This is a genomic window from Pseudomonas mucidolens, assembly GCF_900106045.1.
Classification (GTDB): Bacteria; Pseudomonadota; Gammaproteobacteria; order Pseudomonadales; family Pseudomonadaceae; genus Aquipseudomonas; species Aquipseudomonas mucidolens.
The window spans coordinates 2,084,082-2,106,510 of sequence record NZ_LT629802.1 but is presented as its reverse complement, the minus strand read 5'-3'; the positions used below and the strand labels follow the sequence as shown (position 1 = coordinate 2,106,510).

15 protein-coding genes are annotated in these 22,429 nt (G+C 60.7%); 13 read left to right on the top strand and 2 right to left on the bottom strand.

Annotated elements, in window-relative coordinates:
- Positions 1–107: 107 nt before the first annotated feature.
- The 13 genes from BLU75_RS09860 to BLU75_RS09800 all read left to right on the top strand — a co-directional run bounded on the left by BLU75_RS09860 (position 108) and on the right by BLU75_RS09800 (position 16,528).
- A complete protein-coding gene (locus BLU75_RS09860) occupies positions 108–554 on the top strand; it encodes a DUF411 domain-containing protein (RefSeq protein ID WP_084376763.1) in 447 nt (148 codons plus the stop codon).
- Positions 555–557: 3 nt separating this feature from the next.
- Entirely contained in the window at positions 558–989 is a 432-nt protein-coding gene (locus BLU75_RS09855; RefSeq protein ID WP_084376764.1) for a YqaA family protein, read from the top strand.
- 51 nt (positions 990–1,040) lie between these two features.
- On the top strand, positions 1,041–2,054 hold the full coding sequence (locus BLU75_RS09850; protein WP_084376765.1) for an alpha/beta fold hydrolase: 1,014 nt from the start codon (positions 1,041–1,043) through the stop codon (positions 2,052–2,054).
- Between the two features lie 705 nt (positions 2,055–2,759).
- Positions 2,760–4,319 (top strand): glycogen synthase GlgA, encoded by a 1,560-nt coding sequence (gene glgA / locus BLU75_RS09845; RefSeq protein ID WP_084376766.1) that lies wholly within the window; start codon positions 2,760–2,762, stop codon positions 4,317–4,319.
- Positions 4,320–4,333: 14 nt separating this feature from the next.
- Entirely contained in the window at positions 4,334–6,094 is a 1,761-nt protein-coding gene (gene treZ / locus BLU75_RS09840) for a malto-oligosyltrehalose trehalohydrolase (protein ID WP_084376767.1), read from the top strand.
- Positions 6,091–8,175 carry a 4-alpha-glucanotransferase gene (malQ, locus tag BLU75_RS09835; RefSeq protein WP_084376768.1) on the top strand — a complete coding sequence of 695 codons (2,085 nt, stop codon included), beginning with the start codon at positions 6,091–6,093 and terminating at the stop codon, positions 8,173–8,175. The genes treZ and malQ overlap by 4 nt, the downstream gene beginning before the upstream one ends.
- Positions 8,172–10,943, top strand: a complete 2,772-nt coding sequence (locus tag BLU75_RS09830) for a malto-oligosyltrehalose synthase (RefSeq protein ID WP_084376769.1) — start codon at positions 8,172–8,174, stop codon at positions 10,941–10,943. Before malQ ends, BLU75_RS09830 begins: the two co-directional genes overlap by 4 nt.
- A 23-nt stretch (positions 10,944–10,966) precedes the next feature.
- Positions 10,967–11,218: a DUF2934 domain-containing protein gene (locus BLU75_RS09825; protein ID WP_084376770.1), complete on the top strand. Its 252-nt coding sequence runs from the start codon at positions 10,967–10,969 to the stop codon at positions 11,216–11,218.
- A 140-nt stretch (positions 11,219–11,358) separates the two neighbouring features.
- Positions 11,359–13,518: a glycogen debranching protein GlgX gene (glgX, locus tag BLU75_RS09820; protein WP_084376771.1), complete on the top strand. Its 2,160-nt coding sequence runs from the start codon at positions 11,359–11,361 to the stop codon at positions 13,516–13,518.
- A gap of 1 nt (position 13,519) precedes the next feature.
- The gene (locus BLU75_RS09815; RefSeq protein ID WP_090221439.1) at positions 13,520–14,521 is read left to right on the top strand and encodes an acyl-CoA dehydrogenase family protein; all 1,002 of its coding nucleotides are present in this window, start codon (positions 13,520–13,522) and stop codon (positions 14,519–14,521) included.
- Complete coding sequence (locus BLU75_RS09810) at positions 14,518–15,276, top strand: PIG-L deacetylase family protein (RefSeq protein WP_084376773.1); 759 nt, start codon at positions 14,518–14,520, stop codon at positions 15,274–15,276. The genes BLU75_RS09815 and BLU75_RS09810 overlap by 4 nt, the downstream gene beginning before the upstream one ends.
- A complete protein-coding gene (locus tag BLU75_RS09805) occupies positions 15,273–15,872 on the top strand; it encodes an SAM-dependent methyltransferase (protein WP_084376774.1) in 600 nt (199 codons plus the stop codon). The genes BLU75_RS09810 and BLU75_RS09805 overlap by 4 nt, the downstream gene beginning before the upstream one ends.
- Complete coding sequence (locus tag BLU75_RS09800) at positions 15,869–16,528, top strand: glycosyltransferase family 2 protein (RefSeq protein WP_090221438.1); 660 nt, start codon at positions 15,869–15,871, stop codon at positions 16,526–16,528. The genes BLU75_RS09805 and BLU75_RS09800 overlap by 4 nt, the downstream gene beginning before the upstream one ends.
- 260 nt (positions 16,529–16,788) lie before the next feature.
- On the opposite strand, the gene glgB is transcribed toward BLU75_RS09800, so the two are convergent.
- The gene (gene glgB / locus BLU75_RS09795; protein ID WP_084376776.1) at positions 16,789–19,032 is read right to left on the bottom strand and encodes a 1,4-alpha-glucan branching protein GlgB; all 2,244 of its coding nucleotides are present in this window, start codon (positions 19,030–19,032) and stop codon (positions 16,789–16,791) included.
- A complete protein-coding gene (treS, locus tag BLU75_RS09790; RefSeq protein WP_084376777.1) occupies positions 19,029–22,382 on the bottom strand; it encodes a maltose alpha-D-glucosyltransferase in 3,354 nt (1,117 codons plus the stop codon). Before treS ends, glgB begins: the two co-directional genes overlap by 4 nt.
- Positions 22,383–22,429 lie beyond the last annotated feature (47 nt).

Here is a 22,429-nt window from a genome sequence, read left to right as displayed (position 1 = left end):
GGACTGTCCCACTTTCGTATGATTTCGAAACAAAACCTCCTCACCGATAACCCAAAAGCGCGGAGAATGCGTGCTCTCTGCAGTGTCCGTAATGGATGGAAACCTCTATGAAAAACCCTCTGCGCCTGACTTTCCTGTCAGCCCTGTTCATCAGCTCGCTGGCCCAGGCCGCCGACTTGATCGCTATTGATGTGCACCGTGATGCCAATTGCGGGTGCTGCAAGCAGTGGATCAGTCATTTGGAAAGCAACGGATTCAAGGTCAACGACCATGTTGAAGCAGACATGAGCCTGGTCAAGCAACGCCTGGGCGTTGTCCCGCGGCTGGCCTCCTGTCATACGGCGGTGATTGATGGCAAGTTCGTCGAAGGCCACGTTCCTGCCGACCAGGTAATGGCCCTGCGCAAACGCGATGACCTGCTAGGCATCGCCGCGCCCGGCATGCCGATGGGCTCACCCGGGATGGAAATGGACGGCATGAGTGAGGCTTATCAAGTCATTGGTTTGACCCGGGACGGCAAAGACGTCGTGGTGGCTGATTATCCGGCTCACTGATTGATGTGGGCCGGTTACGCGGGACTGTTTATCAGCGCTTTTGGCGCGGCAACCCTGTTGCCGTTGCAATCGGAGACGGTGCTGGTGGCCCTGCTGCTCAGTGGCGACTACTCACTGGGATGGTTGCTTGCGATCGCGACGCTGGGCAATGTCCTTGGTTCACTGGTCAATTGGCTGTTGGGCCGCTCCGTCGAGCACTTCAAGGAGCGCCGCTGGTTTCCCCTCAGTGCAACGCAATTGGAAAAGGCCCGCGGTCATTATCAGCGTTGGGGGCATTGGTCGTTATGGCTCAGTTGGATGCCCGTCATCGGCGACCCGCTCACATTGGTGGCTGGGGTGATGCGTGAACCGTTGTGGCGGTTTCTGCTGATCGTCAGTCTTGCCAAAGCCGCCCGTTATGCCGTGCTGGCCGTGTTGACCCTGCAGTGGGTCTAACCGGTTAATCCTCCCACACCGCCTTCAATCAACCCTCTCCGGAGACTTCCGATGCCTCTAGCTCGAACGTTTTACCTCACCGGCCTGCTGGCCACACTCGCCCTTCCCGCCCTCGCCGACACCGCAAACCCCACCTACGGCCCAGAGTTGCAAGGTTTCCAATACCCCTATCCGGTTGAGCATTTCAACTTTCAGTCCCAGGGCAAATCCTTGCAGATGGGTTATATGGATGTACCTGCCACGGGCAAAGCCAACGGCCGCAGCGTGGTGCTGATGCACGGCAAGAACTTCTGCGGCGCCACTTGGGACGCATCGATCAAGGCCTTGAGCGACGCTGGTTACCGTGTCATCACGCCTGACCAGATCGGTTTTTGCACCTCCAGCAAGCCCGATCATTATCAATATAGTTTCCAGCAACTGGCGCTTAACACGCACCAACTGCTGGAAAAACTCGGCATTCAAAAGGCCACGATTCTTGGCCATTCCACCGGCGGTATGCTCGCCACTCGCTACGCCCTGCTCTATCCAGACCAGACGGAACAACTGGTGATGGTCAACCCCATCGGCCTGGAAGACTGGAAAGCCCTCGGCGTGCCTTATCGCACCGTGGACCAGTGGTATGCGCGCGAGTTGAAGATGACGGCCGAAGGTGCGCGCAACTACCAGCGCAAGACTTACTACGCAGGCCGCTGGAAACCCGAGTACGAGCGCTGGATCGAGATGCTGGTGGGCATCAACAAAGGGCCTGGACAGAAACAGGTCGCGTGGAACTCGGCACTGATCTACGACATGATCTTCACCCAGCCGGTGTACTACGAGTTCAAGGATTTGCAGGTTCCGACCCTATTGCTGATTGGCACCAGTGATACCACCGCGATCAACAGCGACATTGCATCGCCGCAGGTCAAGGCGAAAGTTGGGCATTACGGCGTCTTGGGCAAGCAGGTGGCCAAGCTGATTCCCCATTCCACGCTGGTGGAATTCCCCGGTCTGGGCCATGCGCCACAGATGGAAGAGCCGGCGCTGTTCCACCAGACGTTGCTGCGAGAACTGCAAAAGCTCTAAAACTATAGCAGAGTGGCTGCTGAGCAGCCCAAGGACTGGCAAACCCTAAATGTAGGAGCGAGCGTGCTCGCGAAAAACTCATAGGCGCCGCGTTTATCCAGGAAGCACGCGCTATCGTTGAGGTTTTTCGCGAGCAAGCTCGCTCCTACATAACGATAAATCACTTCACATTAACTATGTAACCTGCTGTTTATAAACATATATTATCTCTTAATAAATCACTTTAACTGTTGCGCGCCAGTGCGGCGCACCCTTTTCGGGCACGGGTGTTGCGGTGCCCTGCGATCAGGCATCGACTTTCCAGCGGCGGAACCTGATAAAGAGCGCCGAAGCAGCGAGTCGAGCCCAAGCTCTCGCGTTTTGCGCTATCGCTTCCCTTTCAGCAAAATTTTTTTGTCCTACAAAAATTTCCCACACGCCTTACGGGGTCTAGCATCTGGCCTAGACTGCTGACCGATGGTTCTCCTTCAGAACAAAAACCCCGCAAAAAATCTAAACTTTCCACATCTGTCACAGGTCAGGTCTAGGGTGAGAAGCGCGCTGGTGTCCCACGTCGACGCCCGTCTATCCACTCAATTGATCACACCAGCACAACTGGCATAAGGCTTGCGGGTCTGTGTAGCGCTTGTACGTCTGGCCGCAGGATGCTGCCAATCTTCGCTGATGGCGTCAGGTCATCAGCTGAACAACACATGGGAGAGAATTATGATCAGTGCCGCTATAGATACTCAGGGAGAGCGTTTTAATCAGCCGGTGAGCGGGCCAACGTCGTTGGCTGAACTTTCCGGCACAACGCGGCCGGTATCGTCTCAAAAACCCAATCGTAAAAAAGTACTGTTTGTGACCTCGGAACTGGCCGACCTGGTGAAGACCGGTGGCCTGGGCGATGTCTCCGCCGCGCTGCCTCGCGCCATGGCCCATTTGCACGATGTGCGGGTGTTGATCCCCGGTTACCCGCAGGTGCTCGAGAGCGACAACCCCATTCATATCATCGGCGAGCTGGGTGGCCATGCCGCGCTGCCGCCTTGCAAGATCGGGCGCATGGACCTCAAGGACGGGCTGGTCATTTATGTCTTGATCTGCCCCGAGCTCTACGAGCGCGAAGGCACGCCTTACGGTGCGAATAATGGGCGTGACTGGCCGGACAACCATATCCGCTTCGCTCGCCTGGGCCTGGCTGCCGCCGATATCGCCGCCAATCTGGCGCACATCCACTGGCGCCCTGACCTGGTGCACGCCCATGACTGGCCCGCGGGCCTGGCACCCGCGTATATGCACTGGCGTGGTTCACGCACGCCGACGTTATTTACCATCCACAACCTCGCCTATCAGGGTGTGATCAGTCTGGCGTCGTGTCCGGAACTTGGCATTCCCGAGCATGCCTTGCAGCAGGAAGGCATGGAGTTCTACGGCAAGATGTCGTTCCTCAAGGCCGGCATGGCCTATTCCAGCCATATCACCACGGTCAGTGCCACCTATGCGCGTGAAATCACCACCCCCGAATTCGGTTGTGGCCTGGATGGTTTTCTCGCCAGCAAGACTCAGCAAGGTCTGCTCAGTGGCATTCCCAATGGCATAGATGAAAGCTGGGAATCGTCGACTGATCCACATCTGGAACACCCCTTCAACATTGGTGACTGGGAAGGCAAGGCCGTCAACGCCACCCAGGTGCGCGAGTTGTTTGGCCTTGAGCCCTCCACCGGCCCGCTGTTTGCCGTGGTGTCGCGCCTGGTGTACCAGAAAGGCCTGGACCTGACCGAGGCGGTGTCGAGTTATATCGTCGAAAACGGCGGTCAGATTGCGATCATCGGCCGTGGTGAGCCTGAAGAAGAGCAATCGATGCGCGCCCTGGCCCTGCGTTTCCCCGGCCGCATCGGCGTACGCATTGGCTTCAACGAAACCGATGCGCGTCGGATGTTCGCCGGCAGCGACTTTTTACTCATGCCGTCGCGCTACGAGCCTTGCGGCTTGAGCCAGATGTACGCCCAGCGTTTTGGTTCGCTGCCGGTGGCGCGCAACACCGGTGGCTTGGCTGACACCATCGAGGATGGCGTTACCGGCTTCCTGTTCGACGAATCCACGGTGTCCAGCTACAAAGCCGCCTTGTCCCGGGCGTTCAAGGTGTTCGCTTACCCCGGCCTGCTGAACGCCATGCGTTGCCGGGCCATGAGCGCACCGTTCAACTGGAGCCAGGCAGTCGAACCCTATGCCGAACTGTATGAACTCCTGGTAGCGAAAGCACAGGTAAAAACAGGAAAAAACTGACGAGGTCGCACTTAATGCCGTTACGGACTCTGGAAACATGGCCCCACGGCGCGAGGATCCTGGACGCGAAACATACCCGTTTCGCCTTGTGGGCGCCTGATGCATTTTATGTCAGCGTGGAATTGGAAGATGGAAGCTCGGCCGCCATGCTGTCCCGGGCGGATGGCTGGTTTGTTGTCGAATTACAGTGCCCGGCGGGCACTCGTTACCGCTACAACATCGATGGCGAACGCGATGTGCCAGACCCAGCATCGAGAGCGCAGGCTCTCGACGTGCATGGCTGGAGCCTGGTAGTCGACCCGCTCGCCTATCAATGGCGCCATCGCAACTGGCAAGGCCGTCCTTGGCATCAGGCGGTGATCTACGAACTGCATGTCGGTGCGCTGGGCGGTTACACCGAGGTTGAAAAACACCTGCCGCCCCTGGCTGAACTGGGTATCACCGCGATTGAACTGATGCCCCTGGCGCAGTTTCCCGGCGAACGGAATTGGGGCTACGACGGGGTCTTGCCCTATGCGCCGCAATCCACCTACGGCTCCCCCGAACAACTCAAACAACTGATCGATCGCGCCCATGAGCACGGCCTCGCCGTGATCCTCGATGTGGTCTACAACCACTTCGGCCCCGACGGCAATTACCTGGGCCAGTATGCCAAAGGTTTTTTCCGCGAAGACGTGCATACGCCCTGGGGGGCCGGGATCGACTTCGATCGCCGCGAGGTGCGCGACTTCTTCCTCGATAACGCGCTGATGTGGCTGCTTGAATACCGCTTCGACGGCCTGCGCCTGGATGCCGTGCATGCCATCGATAACCCCAACTTCCTCAAGGAGCTGGCACAGCGTGTGCGTCAGCAGATCGACCCTGCGCGCCATGTCTGGCTGGTGCTGGAGAACGAATTCAACCAAGCCAACCTGCTGGAGCAGGATTTCGACGCCCAGTGGAACGACGATGGCCACAATGCCCTGCACGTGCTGCTGACCGGCGAGACAGACGCCTATTACAGCGATTTTGCCGAAGACACCACCGCCAAGCTGGCGCGTTGCCTGAGCGAAGGCTTCATCTACCAGGGGCACGCCACGCGCCACGGCCACACGCGCGGCGAGCGCAGCGGGCATCTGCCGCCGAGTGCTTTCGTGCTGTTTTTGCAGAACCATGATCAGATCGGCAATCGCGCCCTGGGCGAGCGCCTGCACCAACTCTGCACGCCCGAGGCGCTCCGGGCGGCGACCGCCCTGCTACTGCTGTCGCCGATGATTCCCCTGATGTTCATGGGCGACGAAGTCAACGCTCGCGAACCTTTCCTGTTCTTCACCGATCACCACGGAGAACTGGCCGAGGCGGTGCGCGAAGGCCGGCGCAACGAGTTCGCCGAGTTTGCCGCATTTCAGGATGCCGAGCGACGCGAGCGAATTCCGGATCCCAACGCGGCGTCAACGTTCCACCAGTCGATACCGAGCTTTACCGAGAACCAGCACACCCGGCTCTACCGGCAACTGTTGAGCCTGCGCCAACGCCATATCGTGCCGCACTTGCCGGGCTGCGTGGCGCTGGGGGCGCAGGTACTGGGCCAGGGCGCAGTGTCGGCGCGCTGGCGCCTGGGCAATGGCGAGGTGTTGCAGATCGACCTGAACCTCAGCCCGGCCAGCTTCAAGCACCCGGCCGGCGCGCACATCCTGTTTGCCAGCGCTACCGACGACGCCTTACTCACGCCCTTCAGCGCCCGCGTCAGCCTGACGCCGGGCGACACCTCATCACCTGTTGGAGAGCACTCTTGAGCGACGCGCAATTGGAAATCCTGGCCAGCCGCGCCGGGCTGGCGGTTGATTGGATCGACGCCAACGGCCGTATGCAACATGTCAGTCCCGACGCTCTGCGCGCCGTGCTCAAAGGCCTGGGCCATCCCGCCGACAGCGATGAAGCCATCGCCGCCAGCCTGAAAGATCTGGAGCAAGTGCAGCAAGACAAGCACCTGCCACCCTTGCTCACCCTGGATGTCGGTATGTCTCTGGACCTGGCACGGTATTTCGCGCCGGGCACGCCTTGCCGGATCGACCTGGAAGATGGCAAGACCCGAACCCTGAAACTGAGCGCCGAGGCGGCGCTTGCGGGTGCTCTTCCCGTGGGGTACCACCTCGTACACATCGCCGAGCAACAGTTCACGCTAGCCGTGGCGCCGAGTCGTTGCTACAGCGTGGCCGACGCCGTTGACAGCCAGAACGCTCGCGCCTGGGGCCTGAGCGCCCAGTTATATGCCCTGCGCCGTAGCGGTGACGGCGGTTTCGGTGACACCCAGGCTCTTGAACAACTGGCCCGCGCGGCCGCTGAGCGTGGCGCCGATGCCCTGGCGATCAGCCCGATGCACGCGATGTTCAGCGCCGACGCCGAGCGCTACAGCCCTTACTCGCCCTCCAGTCGCCTGTTCCTTAACAGTCTGTATGCCTCGCCGGGTTGTATCCTCGGTGAACGCGCACTGCGCGACGCTATCCAAAGCAGTGGGTTGGCGGACGAGTTGCAAGAACTCGAACAACAAAGCCTGATCGACTGGCCTGCCGCGGCCAAGGCCAAGCAACGTCTGTTGCGTGCACTGTTCGATGACTTTCGCGCCGGGGAGCACCCGCAACACGCCGACTTCCTCAGTTTTCGCCAGGCCGGCGGTGAAGCCTTGGAAAACCACTGCCGCTTCGAAGCGATACAGGCCCAGCACGCCGCCAACGGCGAAAGCCTCGACTGGCGCGATTGGCCACAAGCCTGGCGCGACCCCGGCAGCCCGGAGTTGGCGCAGTTTGCCCGCGAGCATGCTGAAGAAATTGCCTTCTACGCCTTCAGCCAATGGCTGATCGCCCGCTGCCTGGAGCGCGCGCAACAAGCAGCGCGTGGCGGCGGTATGGGCGTCGGGTTGATTGCCGATCTGGCCGTCGGCGCGGATGGCGCCGGCAGTCAGGCCTGGAGCCGCCAGGATGAGTTGCTGGCTGAACTGACCGTGGGCGCGCCGCCGGACATTCTCAACCGTTCCGGGCAAGGCTGGGGGATTTCCGCGTTTTCCCCCGAAGGCCTCAAGCGCCATGGCTTTCGTGCCTTTATTGAAATGCTGCGGGCCAACTTCGCGCACGCCGGCGGCTTGCGCATCGACCATGTCATGGGTCTGCAGCGGCTGTGGGTGATTCCCAAGGACGCCTCGCCCAAGGACGGTGCCTATTTGTATTACCCGGTAGACGACCTGCTGCGGCTGTTGGCCCTGGAGTCCAGCCGTCACCAGGCCATCGTCCTCGGCGAGGACTTGGGCACCGTGCCCGATGGTCTGCGCGACAAGCTGATCGCCCGCTCGATACTCGGCATGCGCGTGTTGCTGTTCGAGCAGGATCATGCAGGCCAATTCACGCCGATCCTCGATTGGCCCGACAACGCCCTGGCCACCAGCAGCACCCATGATCTGCCGACGCTCAATGGCTGGTGGCACAGCCGTGACATCGACTGGAATATTCAACTCGGGCTCATCGATGCGCCGGCGGTCGAGCAGTGGAGCGAGCATCGCTTGCGTGAGCGCCAGGCCCTGCGCCAGGCCCTGAGCCAGGACCCGCAGAACTTCAGTGATGAAATACGCAACGAAACCGACCACATGATCGACGCCAGCGTGCGGTACCTGGGCCACACCCGTGCACCGCTGGTGCTGTTGCCCCTTGAAGATGCCCTGGGCATTGAAGAGCAAGCCAATCTGCCCGGCACCACCGACACCCATCCCAACTGGCGCCGGCGTTTGCCGGGCGAGGCCGCGAACGTGCTCGACGATGCAAACGCCGCCCGGCGTCTTGAGTTGCTGGCTGTCGCCCGCCAACAAGCCAGTGAGCGTGACCGATGAACGCAATACCTCTGCGCGCCACCCAGCGCCTGCAATTTCATCAAGGCTTTACCCTCGACGATGCGGTGCCGCTGGTGCCTTACTTCGCCGCGCTCGGCATCAGTCATGTGTACGCCTCGCCGCTGTTGCGCGCCCGCGCCGGCTCCATGCATGGCTACGATGTCGTCGATCCGACCACCGTCAACCCTGAACTGGGCGGCGAACCCGCGCTGCGCCGGCTGGTCGAGGCGCTGCGCCAGCACGACATGGGGCTGATCCTCGATATCGTCTCCAACCACATGGCCGTCGGTGGCAGCGACAATCCTTGGTGGCTGGACTTGCTGGAGTGGGGACGCCTGAGCCCCTACAGCGAGTTCTTCGATATTCAATGGCATTCACCCGACCCGCTGCTCAAAGGCCAATTGCTGATGCCTTTTCTGGGCAGCGATTACGGCGAGGCGTTGCAAAACGGCACCTTACCCCTGTGCTTCGATGCCCAGCACGGCAGTTTTTTTGTCGAACACTATGAACACCGCTTCCCGATCTGCCCCGGCGACTATGGCGACATCCTGCGCGCCGAGCCTTCTCTCAAAGACCTGGCCGACCGCTTCAGCGCCCTGGCCTATCAAACCGATGCCTATGCTCAGGCGCAGCCGCTGAAGCAAGCGTTGGCCGAGCAGGCCAGTGATCCGACGGTGCGCGGCGCTATCGATGCCAGCCTTGCACTGTTCGATTCGCGGCAACCCGAAGGTTTTGCGCGTTTGCATCAATTGCTGGAACAACAAAGCTATCGCCTGGCCAGCTGGCGTACAGCGGCGGATGACATCAACTGGCGACGCTTTTTCGACGTCAATGAGCTGGGCGGTCTGCGAGTCGAGCGAGCCGCGGTGTTCGAAGCGACCCATGGCAAGATCTTCCAATTGATCAGCGAAGGTTTGATCGATGGCTTGCGCATCGACCATATCGACGGCCTCGCCGATCCTCGCGGCTACTGTCGCAAGCTCCGGCGCCGGGTTGACGCGCTGTCGCCCCAGCGGCATCTGCCGATCTTCGTTGAAAAAATCCTCGGCGAAGGCGAAACGCTGCGTGAAGACTGGAGCGTGGACGGCACCACCGGCTACGAGTTCATGAACCAACTGTCGCTGTTGCAACATGATCCGCAGGGCTTTGAACCCTTGGCGCAACTCTGGTCCAGCCAGACCGAGCGCCCGTCGGCGTTTATCGAAGAGGCCTGGCTAGCCCGCCAGCAAATCCTCAACGGCTCCCTCGCGGGTGACTTTGAAAGTGTCGCCCAGGCATTACTGCAAGTGGCCCGCGACGACGTGATGAGTCGCGACCTGACCCTGGGCGCGATTCGTCGCGCCTTGCAGGCGCTCATCGTGCATTTCCCGGTGTATCGCACCTATATCAGTGCCTTGGGCCGCAGCGAGCGCGACGACAGGTTTTTCCTGCAAGCCCTGGCCGGTGCCCGCGGCACCTTGAGCGAGGGCGACTGGCCGGTGCTCGATTGCCTGCAACGATGGCTCGGCGGCCAGCCTTGGCGCGAGCGTCCAGTGGGACGCGAACGCAAGATGCTCAAGCATGCGTGCGTGCGCTTCCAGCAACTGACCTCCCCGGCCGCCGCCAAGGCCGTGGAAGACACCGCGTTCTATCGCTCGGCGGTGTTGCTGTCGCGCAACGACGTGGGGTTCAACACCGAACAGTTCAGTGCGCCCCTGGCAGATTTTCACGCGGTTAATCAGCAACGCTTGCACACCTTCCCGGACAATCTGCTGGCCAGCGCCACCCACGACCACAAACGCGGTGAGGACAGCCGCGCGCGCCTGGCGGTGCTCAGCGAGTGTGCCAGCTGGTACGCCGAGCAAGTCACCCATTGGCGGAGCCTGGCAGCGCCCGTGCGCAGCGATCCGGCCGCGCCGTCGGCCGCTGATGAGCTGATTCTCTATCAGGTATTGCTGGGCAGTTGGCCGCTCGACCTGGATCTTGATGCCGACGCCGACGCCCGTGACGAGTATCACCAGCGACTCTGGCAATGGCAGCAAAAAGCCTTGCGCGAGGCCAAGTTGCACAGCAGTTGGAGCGCGCCCAACGAGGTTTACGAGCAAGCTGTCGAGGCGTTCCTCGCACGCTTGTTGCTCGACGACTCAGGGACGGCGCTGCGTACGGCGCTGGGACGTGCCGCCCACGCCATCGCACCCGCCGGCGCCCTGAACGGACTGGCGCAATCCTTGCTGCGGATCAGTGTGCCAGGCGTGCCGGACCTGTACCAGGGCGCCGAGTTCTGGGACTTGAGCCTGGTGGATCCCGACAACCGTCGGCCGGTGGACTTCAATGCCCGGCAACGTGCCTTGCAAGCGCCGGACGAAATTGAAGCGTTGCTTGAACATTGGCGTGACGGGCACCTCAAGCAGACCTTGATCAGCGAGGCATTGAACCTGCGCAAGACCCATTCGGCGCTGTTCGCCAAAGGCACTTATGAACCGCTCGAGGTGGTGGGCAAATACGCCGAGCGGGTCGTCGCCTTTTGCCGCGAATATCAGGGCAAGAGGCTGTTGGTGATAGTGCCGCGCTGGTCCCATGGATTGCTTGAAAACAACGCATACCCACGGATTGACGCGCAAGTCTGGGGCGATACCCGGATCCAACTGCCGTTCGCCCCCGCGATGCAAAACTGGAAGGGACTTTTGCAAACAGACGCAGTCACACCCAACAAGGAGCTAATGGTCAGTGCGGCCCTGGGCGTTGTCCCGGTGAATATCTTGATTAATCCTGATGACCAAAAAAGCTGAAATTTTCTGCGAGGAGCATTGCGATGAATACCGAAGACAAACGCATTCGTGAGTTCGCGTATCAGATCTGGGAGTCTGAAGGTAAACCTGAAGGCCACGAGGCCCGCCATTGGGAGATGGCGCGCAAGTTGGTAGAAGCCGAGGCGTTGGCACCGACCAAGCCTAAAGCTGCGGCCAAAGCCAAACCAAAGGCCAAGGCGAAACCAGCCGCCGCTGTGGCGGCAAAACCTGCAGAAGCCAAGAAACCCAGGGCGCCGCGTAAACCTTCCAACTGAACCTGACCTAGGCAGGGCCGCGCAAACTCTACCTCCCGTTCGGCAAGGTTCAAGACGTATTGACTGTTACCCCCCCGGATTCTTACCTGGCCCTTGGCCGGCACGGCCTCTTGGCCCGAAAAAATTGCAGGAGCAACACCATGAGCAAACCCGACAAAGCCCAACCGACGCCCGCCAGCGAGCCGTCGCGGATTCGTGAAGGTTTGCCCTTCCCTCTGGGCGCCACCTGGGATGGCCTGGGCGTCAACTTCGCGCTGTTCTCGGCCAACGCCACCAAAGTCGAGCTGTGTTTGTTCGATGACAGCGGTGAAATCGAGCTGGAACGTATCGAACTGCCCGAATACACCGATGAAACCTTCCACGGCTACCTGCCTGACGCCCATCCCGGCCTGATCTACGGGTATCGCGTCTACGGTCCTTACGATCCGGCCAACGGTCATCGCTTCAACCACAACAAATTGCTGATCGATCCCTACGCCAAACAACTGGTGGGCGAACTGAAGTGGTCTGAAGCGCTGTTCGGCTACACCATCGGCCACCCCGATGCCGACCTCAGTTTTGACGAACGCGACAGCGCACCCTTTGTGCCCAAGAGCAAAGTCATCGACCCTGCGCATACCTGGGGCAATGACCTGCCGGTACGCACGCCGTGGGATCGCACCATCATTTACGAAACGCATTTGCGTGGTATCAGCATGCGTCATCCTTCGGTGCCCGAAGCCGCACGCGGTACCTGCGCCGGACTGATGGAAGATGACGTGCTCAAGCACATTCGCCAGTTGGGCGTTTCGTCGGTCGAGTTGTTGCCGGTGCATGCCTTTGTCAACGACCAGCACCTGCTGGAAAAAGGCATGACCAACTATTGGGGCTACAACAGCATCGCCTTCTTCGCGCCTGATCCGCGTTATCTGGCCAGCGGCAAGATCGCCGAGTTCAAGGAGATGGTTGCGCACCTGCACGAGGCCAAGCTCGAGGTGATTCTGGACGTGGTCTACAACCACACCGCCGAGGGCAACGAGCAAGGTCCGACGCTGTCGATGCGCGGCATCGATAACGCCTCGTACTACCGGTTGATGCCCGACGACAAACGCTACTACATCAACGATTCCGGGACCGGCAATACCCTGGACCTGAGTCACCCGTGCGTGCTGCAAATGGTCACCGACTCCCTGCGTTACTGGGCCACCGAGATGCACGTCGACGGCTTCCGCTTTGATTTGGCGACCATTCTTGGCCGCTATCATGAGGGTTTCGACGAGCGTCACAGCTTCCTGGTCGCCTGCCGCCAGGACCCGATCCTGCGCCAGGTAAAAATGATCGCCGAGCCCTGGGACTGCGGCCCCGGTGGCTACCAAGTGGGCAAATTCCCACCGGGCTGGATGGAATGGAACGACCGATTCCGTGACACCGTGCGTGCGTTCTGGAAAGGCGACGACGGACAGTTGGCGGATTTTGCCGGGCGCATGACGGCGTCGGGAAATATGTTCAACCAGCGTGGGCGCCGTCCTTACAGTTCGGTGAACTTCATCACCGCCCATGATGGCTTCACCCTCCACGACCTGGTGTCCTACAACGACAAACACAACGAAGCCAACGACGAGAACAATCAGGACGGCAGCAACAACAACCTCTCGTGGAACTGCGGGGTTGAAGGACCTACCGATGATCCTGAAATCAACGCATTGCGCCTGCGCCAGATGCGCAATCTGTTCGCCACGCTGTTGCTGGCGCAAGGCACGCCGATGCTGGTGGCCGGCGATGAGTTCGCCCGTACCCAGCATGGCAACAACAATGCCTATTGCCAGGACAGTGAGATCGGTTGGGTCAATTGGGATCTGGATGAAGACGGCAAAGCCTTGCTGCAGTTCGTCAAACGTCTGATCAAGCTGCGTCAGGCTTACCCGATCCTGCGCCGTGGGCGTTTCCTTGTCGGCGATTACAACGAAGACATCGGCGTTAAAGATGTGACCTGGTTGGCGCCGGATGGCAACGAGATGGCCACCGAGCAATGGCATGACAGTCACGGTCGCTGCCTGGGCATGTTGCTTGACGGCCGCGCCCAGGAAACCGGGATCCGCCGCCCGGGTGCGGATGCCACGCTGTTGCTGGTGGTGAATGCACACCACGACGTCGTCAACTTCCGCCTGCCACCGGTTCCGGATGGCGGCTTCTGGACATGCCTGGTCGATATCAATCAAACGGCGGTGCGCGGCCAGGAACGCTTTGACTTTGATCACGAATATGCGGTGACCAACCGCTCGTTACTGTTGTTCGAGCTGCAACAGGAAGACGAGGTGTGAAATGGCGCTGCACGCATTTCTGCAGCTTGATCGCCAGGCACCTGTGGATGCCGAGGGCCTCGGGCAAACCCTGAGGGCGATGGCCCAGCAGCGGTTGGACCAGTTGCCGCTGCCCGGTGGCGGGCAAACGCTGCAGCGTTTCAACCAGTTGGCGCGCGTGGCGGGCCATGATCTTGGGCTGTGTAAGTTGTTTGAAGGGCACACCGATGCGCTCGCGATCATGGCGGAACTCGACAGCCCCGCTCCAGCTACTGGCAGTACGTGGGGCATGTGGGCGGCTGAACCACCCACGGAGCGGGTTCGAGTCACGCGTGTGGGTCAGCGCTGGGTGCTTGAGGGGTGCAAGGCCTGGTGTTCAGGCGCCGGCGTGGTCAGCCACGGTCTGCTAACCGCCTGGGATGAACGGGACCGCCAACAACTGATTGCCGTGCCAATGCACCAGGCAGGCGTCACGGTAACGGGTGAAGGCTGGGAAGCGGTCGGCATGGGCGCCACTGCCAGTGTGCAAGTGCGGTTTTGCAACGCCGATGGCGTGGCGGTGGGCGGCCCCGGCGACTACTTGCAACGCCCTGGCTTCTGGCACGGTGGGGTCGGCATAGCGGCCTGTTGGTATGGGGCGGCACGCTGTCTGGCAGAGGTCTTGCGCGAACACTGCGCGCGCCGTGAAGAACCCCATGCGCTGGCTCACCTGGGCGCTGTGGACGTGGCCTTGTCTGCCGCGGCCGCCGTGTTACGGAGCAGCGCTGAAGAGATTGACCGGCATCCGCAGGCCAATGCGCAGTTGCTGGCGCGGCGGGCAAGGGGCGTTGTGGAGGCGGCGGCGGACCAGGTTATCGGGCATGCGGGCCGCGCCTTGGGGGCTGGGCCTTATTGCAAGGATCGGCACTTCGCCCGCTTGATCGCGGATCTGCCAGTGTATCTGCGTCAAAGCCATGCCGAACGTGACTTGGCGGCCCTGGGTCAACAACTGATCAGCCAAACCAACCAGACGTGGGCACTATGAAAGCCAATCCGATTGTCGGCCAAGGTACCCCGCTACGCCTGTGGCAAGATTCCGCCAGGCTGGCCAGCCTGCCCGTGATCAGCGTCGCAGAGCTTGTGCCGGAAGGCAGCCGCGCGGTCATCATCGCGCCCCATCCCGACGATGAAGTACTCGGCTGTGGTGGCTTGCTGCAAGGCTTGGCCGCGCTGGACCGAACACTGCAATTGATTTCCGTGACCGATGGCAGCGCCAGTCATCCCGGCTCACGCCGTTGGCCGGTGCAACGCCTGAGCGTGATCCGCCCTCAAGAGTCGGCCCAGGCCCTGCACCGCCTGGGGTTGCCACTGCATAGCCTGAAATGGCTGCGCGCCGGTTTTGCCGACAGTCAGGTGGCGGCGCGGGAGGATGAGCTGGGTGAATTCATCCAGCGTCACCTCAAACCCGCTGATGTGGTGTTCACCACGTGGCGCGAGGATGGGCATTGCGACCATGAAGCCGTCGGACGCGCCAGCGCCAGGGCCGCCCTGGCGGTGGGCGCCAGGCTGGTCGAGCTGCCAGTATGGACCTGGCATTGGGCGACGCCCGAAGATCAACAGGTGCCCTGGCACCGCGCCCGCAAGATTGCACTGACAGCCGAAGCAATCGCTCGCAAGCGCCACGCCATGCATGCCTTCGCCAGTCAGTTGGAGGGCGATCCACTGATCGGTTTGCCTCCGGTATTGGCGCCCTACGTCATCGAACGTCTGTTGCAGCCTTTTGAAGTGGTTTTCCTATGAGTGTCGCGACCGCCTACTTCGACCATTTATTTACCGAGAGCGATGATCCTTGGGACTTCCGCCAGCGATGGTACGAGCAACGCAAGCGTGCACTGACCCTGGCGGTGCTGACACGCCCCCACTATGCCTCGATTTTCGAACCTGGCTGTGCCAATGGCGAACTGAGTGCAGCGCTGGCAACGCGTTGTGACCGGCTACTGTGCTGCGATACCGCAGCGGCAGCGGTGTCGTTGGCCGAATCGCGTTTGCAGGGGTTCCCCCACGCGCAGGTGCAACAACGGCGGTTGCCGGAAGAATGGCCTGCGGGCTCGTTTGAGCTGATCGTGCTCAGCGAGTGGTGCTATTACCTGGACCACGATGATCTGGGTGCAATGCTCGATCGCGCCCTGGCCTCTCTGACGGATGATGGCCAGGTATTGGCCTGTCACTGGCGCCCGTCTATCGAAGGCTGCCCGCTCAACGCTGAACAGGTTCATGGATTGCTGGAGCAGCGGCTAGATATGCCTCGTCAGGCGCAGATGCACGACAACGATTTTTTACTCGATCTGTGGGGTCGCCAAAGCGCCTCGGTCGCCACGCTGGAGGGCCTGCGATGATCGGCATTCTGATACCGGCACATAACGAAGAAGCGCTACTACCCGAATGCCTCAAAACGGCGATTATTGCGGCAAACCACCCAGCGTTGCTGGGGGAAGAGGTGCGGATCCTGGTCGTCCTCGACAGTTGTACGGATCGCAGTGCAGCCATCGCACAGGGCTATCAAGTAGAAAGTCTCACGGTACAGGCGCGCAATATCGGACAGGTGCGCGGCATCGGTGCCCGTCACTTGCTCAACCAAGGCGCGCGCTGGATTTCCTGTACGGATGCCGACAGTCGGGTTGCGCCTGACTGGCTGGTGGCGCAATTGGCGCTGGGGGTGGATGCGGTCTGTGGAACAGTCAACGTCGACGCCTGGAGCGAGGACTTTGATTGCAACGCGCAAATGCGCTACCAGCAAGCCTATCAAGCGTGTGACGATCACCGGCACATCCACGGTGCCAATCTGGGATTCAGCGCGAGTGCCTACCTGCGCGCAGGCGGTTTTGAACCCTTGGCTTGTCACGAGGACGTGCTGTTGGTACGGCAACTGGAGCGCAGTGGCGCGACGATTGCCTGGAGCCACGACCCTCAAGTAACGACCAGCGGTCGTCTGGAGTGCCGCGTTCAGGGTGGTTTTGGCGATTATTTGAAAAGTCTGACGCAGGTTTCCTGAGCACCGCCCGAGGCTGCTGGAGCGGATGCGCGAGCCCAGGACAGTGTTTTCGTGCAATACGAACTCACTCGTCCATAGCTGTCAGCCGCTACGAACGGTTACTAACGTGGTGAGGGGGCGCCTTTTTGTAGGAGCGAGCTTGCTCGCGAAAAACCTCAACGACACCACGTGCATTCAGGCTAAACGCGGTGCCTTCGAGTTCTTCGCGAGCAAGCTCGCTCCTACAATGTGTGGGGGACACCCCCCCAGCTATTGGGTATTCAAGCTTCTGGAGTCTCAGGTCGCAAGATCAGTACCCCCAGCGGTGGCAGGTTGAGAGACAGTGACACCGCTTGCCCATGGTTCGGCTCATCGACGGTAAATACCCCGCCACTATTGCCATAGTTGGAACCGGCATACGTATCGGCATCACTGTTGATCATCTCGCTCCAGCGACCGGCAAACGGTACGCCGACCTTGTAGGCTGCACGCGGCACCGGCGTAAAGTTGGCCACCACCAGCACCGGCCTGCCCTCCTTGCTCCAGCGCAGCCAGGCGTAAACGCTGTTGATCGCGTCGTCGCCGATCAACCACTGGAAGCCCTGCGGCGCATCATCTTGATCGTGCAACGCCGGCTCTTCGCGGTACAAGCGGTTAAGGTCACCCACCAGTTTCTGCACGCCCTGGTGTTCAGGGTATTGCAGCAAGTACCAATCCAACTGCTGGTCGTGATTCCACTCGCGCCATTGGCCGAACTCGCAGCCCATGAACAACAGTTTCTTGCCCGGATGCGTCCACATGAAACTCAGGTAGGCGCGCAGGTTGGCGAATTTCTGCCAACGGTCGCCGGGCATCTTGTCAATCAGCGAGTGCTTGCCATGCACCACTTCGTCGTGGGAAATCGGCAGGATGAAACGTTCTGACCAGGCATACACCAGGCCAAAGCTCAGTTCGCTGTGATGATGGGCACGGTACACCGGGTCTTGCTGCATGTAGTGCAGCGAATCGTGCATCCAGCCCATGTTCCACTTGTAGTTGAAGCCCAGACCGCCCTGCTGGGTACTTTGGCTGACGCCGGGCCAGGCGGTCGATTCCTCGGCAATCACCAGCGCGCCAGGCGCCTCCAGGGCGACCACGTCATTGAGATGACGCAGGAAGTCGATGGCTTCGAGGTTCTCCCGACCGCCGTGGCGATTGGGCACCCATTCGCCGGCCTTGCGCGAATAGTCGCGGTACAACATCGACGCCACGGCATCCACCCGCAGACCGTCAATGTGGAAGTGTTTCAACCAGTGCAACGCCGAAGCGAGCATGAACCCATGGACTTCGGTGCGTCCCAGGTTGTAGATCAGCGTATCCCAGTCCTGGTGAAAGCCTTCCAGCGGGTTGCCGTATTCGTACAGGGCGGTCCCGTCAAATTGCGCCAGGCCGTGGGTATCGGTGGGAAAATGCGCCGGTACCCAGTCGAGAATCACCCCGATGTCGGCCTGATGACAGGCGTTGACGAAGGCGGCAAAGTCATCCGACGAGCCATAGCGGGCGCTCGGGGCGAATTGCGACAGCAACTGATAGCCCCAGGAACCGCCGAAAGGGTGCTCCATGATCGGCATCAGCTCAATATGCGTGAAGCCCAACTGCTGTACATAGGGAATCAAGCGTTCAGCCAACTCCTGCCAACCATATTGCCGAGACACCTCGCCCGCCTCGTCGAGCTCGCACTGCCATGAACCGACGTGCAATTCATAGATCGACAATGGCGCACTGGATCGCTGGCGTTCGCCACGGGCCTGCATCCAGGCGTCGTCGTGCCAGTCGACGTGCATTGGCGCGGCGACTTTCGAGGCGGTGTCGGGTGGCAATTGGGTGGCCAGGGCCATGGGGTCGGCCTTGAGGGGCAGGATCCCATGGGCGCCGAGAATTTCGTATTTATACGCCGCCCCCGGTTGTAGGCGCGGAATAAAGATTTCCCATACCCCCGCCGGATGACGCAGGCGCATCGGATGACGGCGACCGTCCCAAATATTGAAATCGCCGACCACCGAGACGCGACGGGCATTCGGTGCCCATACGGCAAAGCGCACACCCTGGACGCCGTCGACATGGGTCACTTGTGCGCCCAGGCAACTGCTCAGGTCACGGTGATTGCCTTCGGCAAACAGGTAGAGGTCCATTTCCCCCAGCAGCAATTGGTTGAAGCTGTAGGGGTCTTCGGTAATCTGTTCGCCACCGGCCCACTGGATTTTCAACAAGTAATCCTGGCGCGTGGTGAAGTGCCCGGCAAACAGCCCCGGCGCCGACGTGGTGTCCAGGCGGCCGATCAGCTCGCCGCCATCACGGGCCAGCACTTCGACACTCAAGGCTTCCGGCAGGAAGGCGCGAATGAACTGGCCGCCCTGCTCGTCGTCGTGTGGCCCCAGAATCGAGAACGGATCAGGATGCTCGGCACGTACCAGCGCCTCTACGTCCTTGGGTGCCGGCATTGCGGTTAATGTTGGCTGCAGCGGTTCATTGTGCGTGAAACTCATGACGTTTTCCCTCTGCGTGCCGTTTTAGGTAGTGCTTTCAAGCCGCCAAGCAACCCGTGCAAACCCTGCAAGGGCACCGGCAGCCAGGCAGGACGATTCTCCGCTTCATAGGCCACCTCGTAGGCAGCCTTCTCCAGGCTGAACAACGCGAGTGCTGCGTCAGCCCCCTTCGCATCTTGCCAATCATGCGCCAGTGTAGCCGTAGCCTCTTGATACGCCTGGATAAATGCCTGGCGCGCTTCAGTCACGTAGCGGTCCGCTACCCGTTGCCGCGCGGCATCGGTTTCGGGCGAGTGATCCAGCCCTTGCCCCTGCACATTCAACGCCAGGGCCGCGGCGTAATCGAACGAACGCAGCACGCCCGTCACGTCTTTATACGGACTGTGTTTGCCACGGCGTTCGTGTAACGGACGCGCGGGTTCGCCTTCAAAGTCGATCAGATAAGCATCGCCCTTGACCACCAGGACCTGGCCCAGGTGCAAATCACCGTGCACGCGAATCCGCCAGCCGCCGATGGTAGCCTTGGCCAGCGCCTGGACGTGGCTGGCGATGGATTTTTTCTGCGCCAGCAAATCACTGACCAACACTTGGTCCGCCGGGTTCAACTCACTCTGATGCTGCTTGAGCAAGCGCAGGGCCTGGTCCAACTGAGTCCCGACCTGCTTGGCCAGGGCTTGACTATCCTTGACCGACGTTACCTCTGGCGCGAAGTCCGGGTCGTCGGTAGGCGCGGCCAGCACTTGGTGCATTTCGCCCAGGCGTTGCCCCAACATCGCAGCAAAATCCTGCAGTTCGCCGAGGGCGTTGTAGTGTTGTTCCTGTTCGGAAATCGCTTCCGCCAGTTCGTCGCGGATCGCCCGTTCCAGGTTGTTCTGGGTCCAGGCCCACGCGTCGCCCTGATTGCTCAGGTAGCCCTGGGCAATCATCAGCAAGTTGTCCTGTCCTTCGGCATCCCGGCGAATCACCGAGCCCAGCAGCGGCGAAATATGTGCGTAGCCGGCTGCGGTCAGGTAAGCGCTCATTTCCAGTTCCGGGTGCACGCCCGAGCTGATTTTGCGGATCAGCTTGAGCACCAGGCTTTCGCCGACCACCACCGAACTGTTGGACTGCTCCGCCGCCAGGTAACGTACCTCCAACTCCTCGGCCGGTAGCCGCTGGGCCAGTTGCGCGGTGGGTTCGAAGCGGATCTCGCCGTCGCTGGCGTGGAGCACGGTATTGGCCTGCATCGCCTGGATGACCGCACGCACAAAGCTATCGAGGCTGAAGGCGTCGGTGATCAACCCGACCTGCCGTACGCGTCGCACCCGCGCCAAGGCCAATTGTTGAGGCAGGGCACTGGTGAATTGGTCTTCACCGAGCAAACCGAACGGCAGTTGATAGCGGCTCACTTGCCCGCCGCTGCTGACCTCGATTTCACTGAACAGCACCGGATGCTGCGGATCGCCAAAGCGCACGCCATACGCGATGTGCACAGTGTCGATCGGCGAATCCTTGCCGGCAAACCAGCGGCGCTTGGGCAGCCATTGCGGCAACGAAGTCTGCTCCAGCGTCGTACGGCTTGGCGCTTCGAGCAATTCTTCGAGGCGCTTTTTCAGGACCAGTGTGGTGAAGTCCGGAATGCTCTGCGCAGGCTCCACGTGCCAGCTCGGCATCTGGTTTTCCGTGGCCAGCACGAACCAATAGAAGCCGTAAGGCGCCAGCGTCAGCAGGAAATTCAGCTGGCCGATGGGCGGGAAGGCATTGCCGCCGAGCATTTCCACCGGAACCATGCCGGCAAACGCTGACAGGTCCAGCTCGGCCGCCTGGGCGGTACGCGAGACGTTGGCTACGCAGAGGATGATTTCCTGTTTGCCATCGGCGCCGGTGTACTCACGGGTATACGCCAGAATCCGCCGATTGCTCGGCGACAGCATTTTCAGGCTGCCGCGCCCGAAGGCCTTGGATTGCTTGCGGATCGCCAACATGCGCCGCGTCCAGTTCAGCAGCGAGTGCGGGTCCTGGGCCTGAGTTTCGACATTGACCGACTGGTAGCCGTAGAGTGGGTCCATGATCGGCGGCAGTACCAGGCTGGCCGGGTCAGCGCGCGAGAACCCGCCGTTGCGGTCAATCGTCCACTGCATCGGTGTCCGCACGCCGTCGCGGTCGCCGAGATAAATGTTGTCACCCATGCCGATTTCGTCGCCGTAGTATAAGGTCGGCGTGCCCGGCATCGACAGCAGCAGGCTATTGAGCAGTTCGATACGGCGACGGTCGCGTTCCATCAACGGCGCCAGACGCCGGCGGATACCCAGGTTAATGCGTGCGCGGCGGTCGGCGGCGTAGTAGTTCCACAGATAGTCACGTTCCTTGTCGGTGACCATCTCCAGGGTCAACTCATCGTGGTTGCGCAGGAAGATCGCCCATTGGCAGTTAGCCGGGATTTCCGGGGTCTGGCGCAGGATGTCGGTGATCGGGAAGCGGTCTTCCTGGGCCAGGGCCATGTACATGCGCGGCATCAGCGGGAAGTGGAAGGCCATGTGGCATTCGTCGCCGTCATCGCCCTTTTTGTCTCCAAAATACAATTGCGTGTCTTCCGGCCACTGATTGGCTTCGGCCAGCAACATGCGGTCCGGATAGTTGGCGTCGATCTCGGCGCGGATTTGCTTGAGGACGTCGTGGGTTTCCGGCAGGTTTTCGTTGTTGGTGCCATCGCGTTCGATCAAGTACGGGATAGCGTCCAGGCGCAGGCCGTCGATGCCCATGTCCAACCAATAGCGCATTACCGACAACACGGCTTTCATCACTTGCGGGTTGTCGAAGTTCAGGTCCGGCTGGTGGGAATAGAAACGGTGCCAGAAGTATTGGCCGGCCACCGCATCCCAGGTCCAGTTGGATTTTTCCGTGTCGAGAAAGATGATCCGGGTTCCGTCGTATTTCTGGTCGTCGTCGGACCACACGTAGAAATCCCGCGCACTGGAACCGGGCTTGGCTTTGCGGGCGCGCTGGAACCAAGGATGCTGGTCGGAGGTGTGATTGATCACCAGCTCGGTGATGACCCGCAATCCGCGTTTATGCGCCTCGGCGATAAAACGCTTGGCATCGGCCATCGTCCCGTAATCGCTGTGTACGCCACGGTATTCGGCAATGTCGTAGCCATCGTCGCGCCGTGGTGAGGGATAGAACGGCAGCAACCAGATGGTGTTCACCCCGAGGTCGGCAATGTAATCGAGTTTGCTGATCAGCCCGGGGAAGTCACCGATGCCGTCGTTGTTGGAGTCGAAATAGGATTTGACATGAACTTGGTAGATCACCGCGTCCTTGTACCAGAGCGGGTCTTTGATAAAAGTGGCAGCCTTGGGCTTCTTCGCCATGGTTCAACTCCTGAAAAATTCTGAAAAACCGGTCTGAATAAACACGC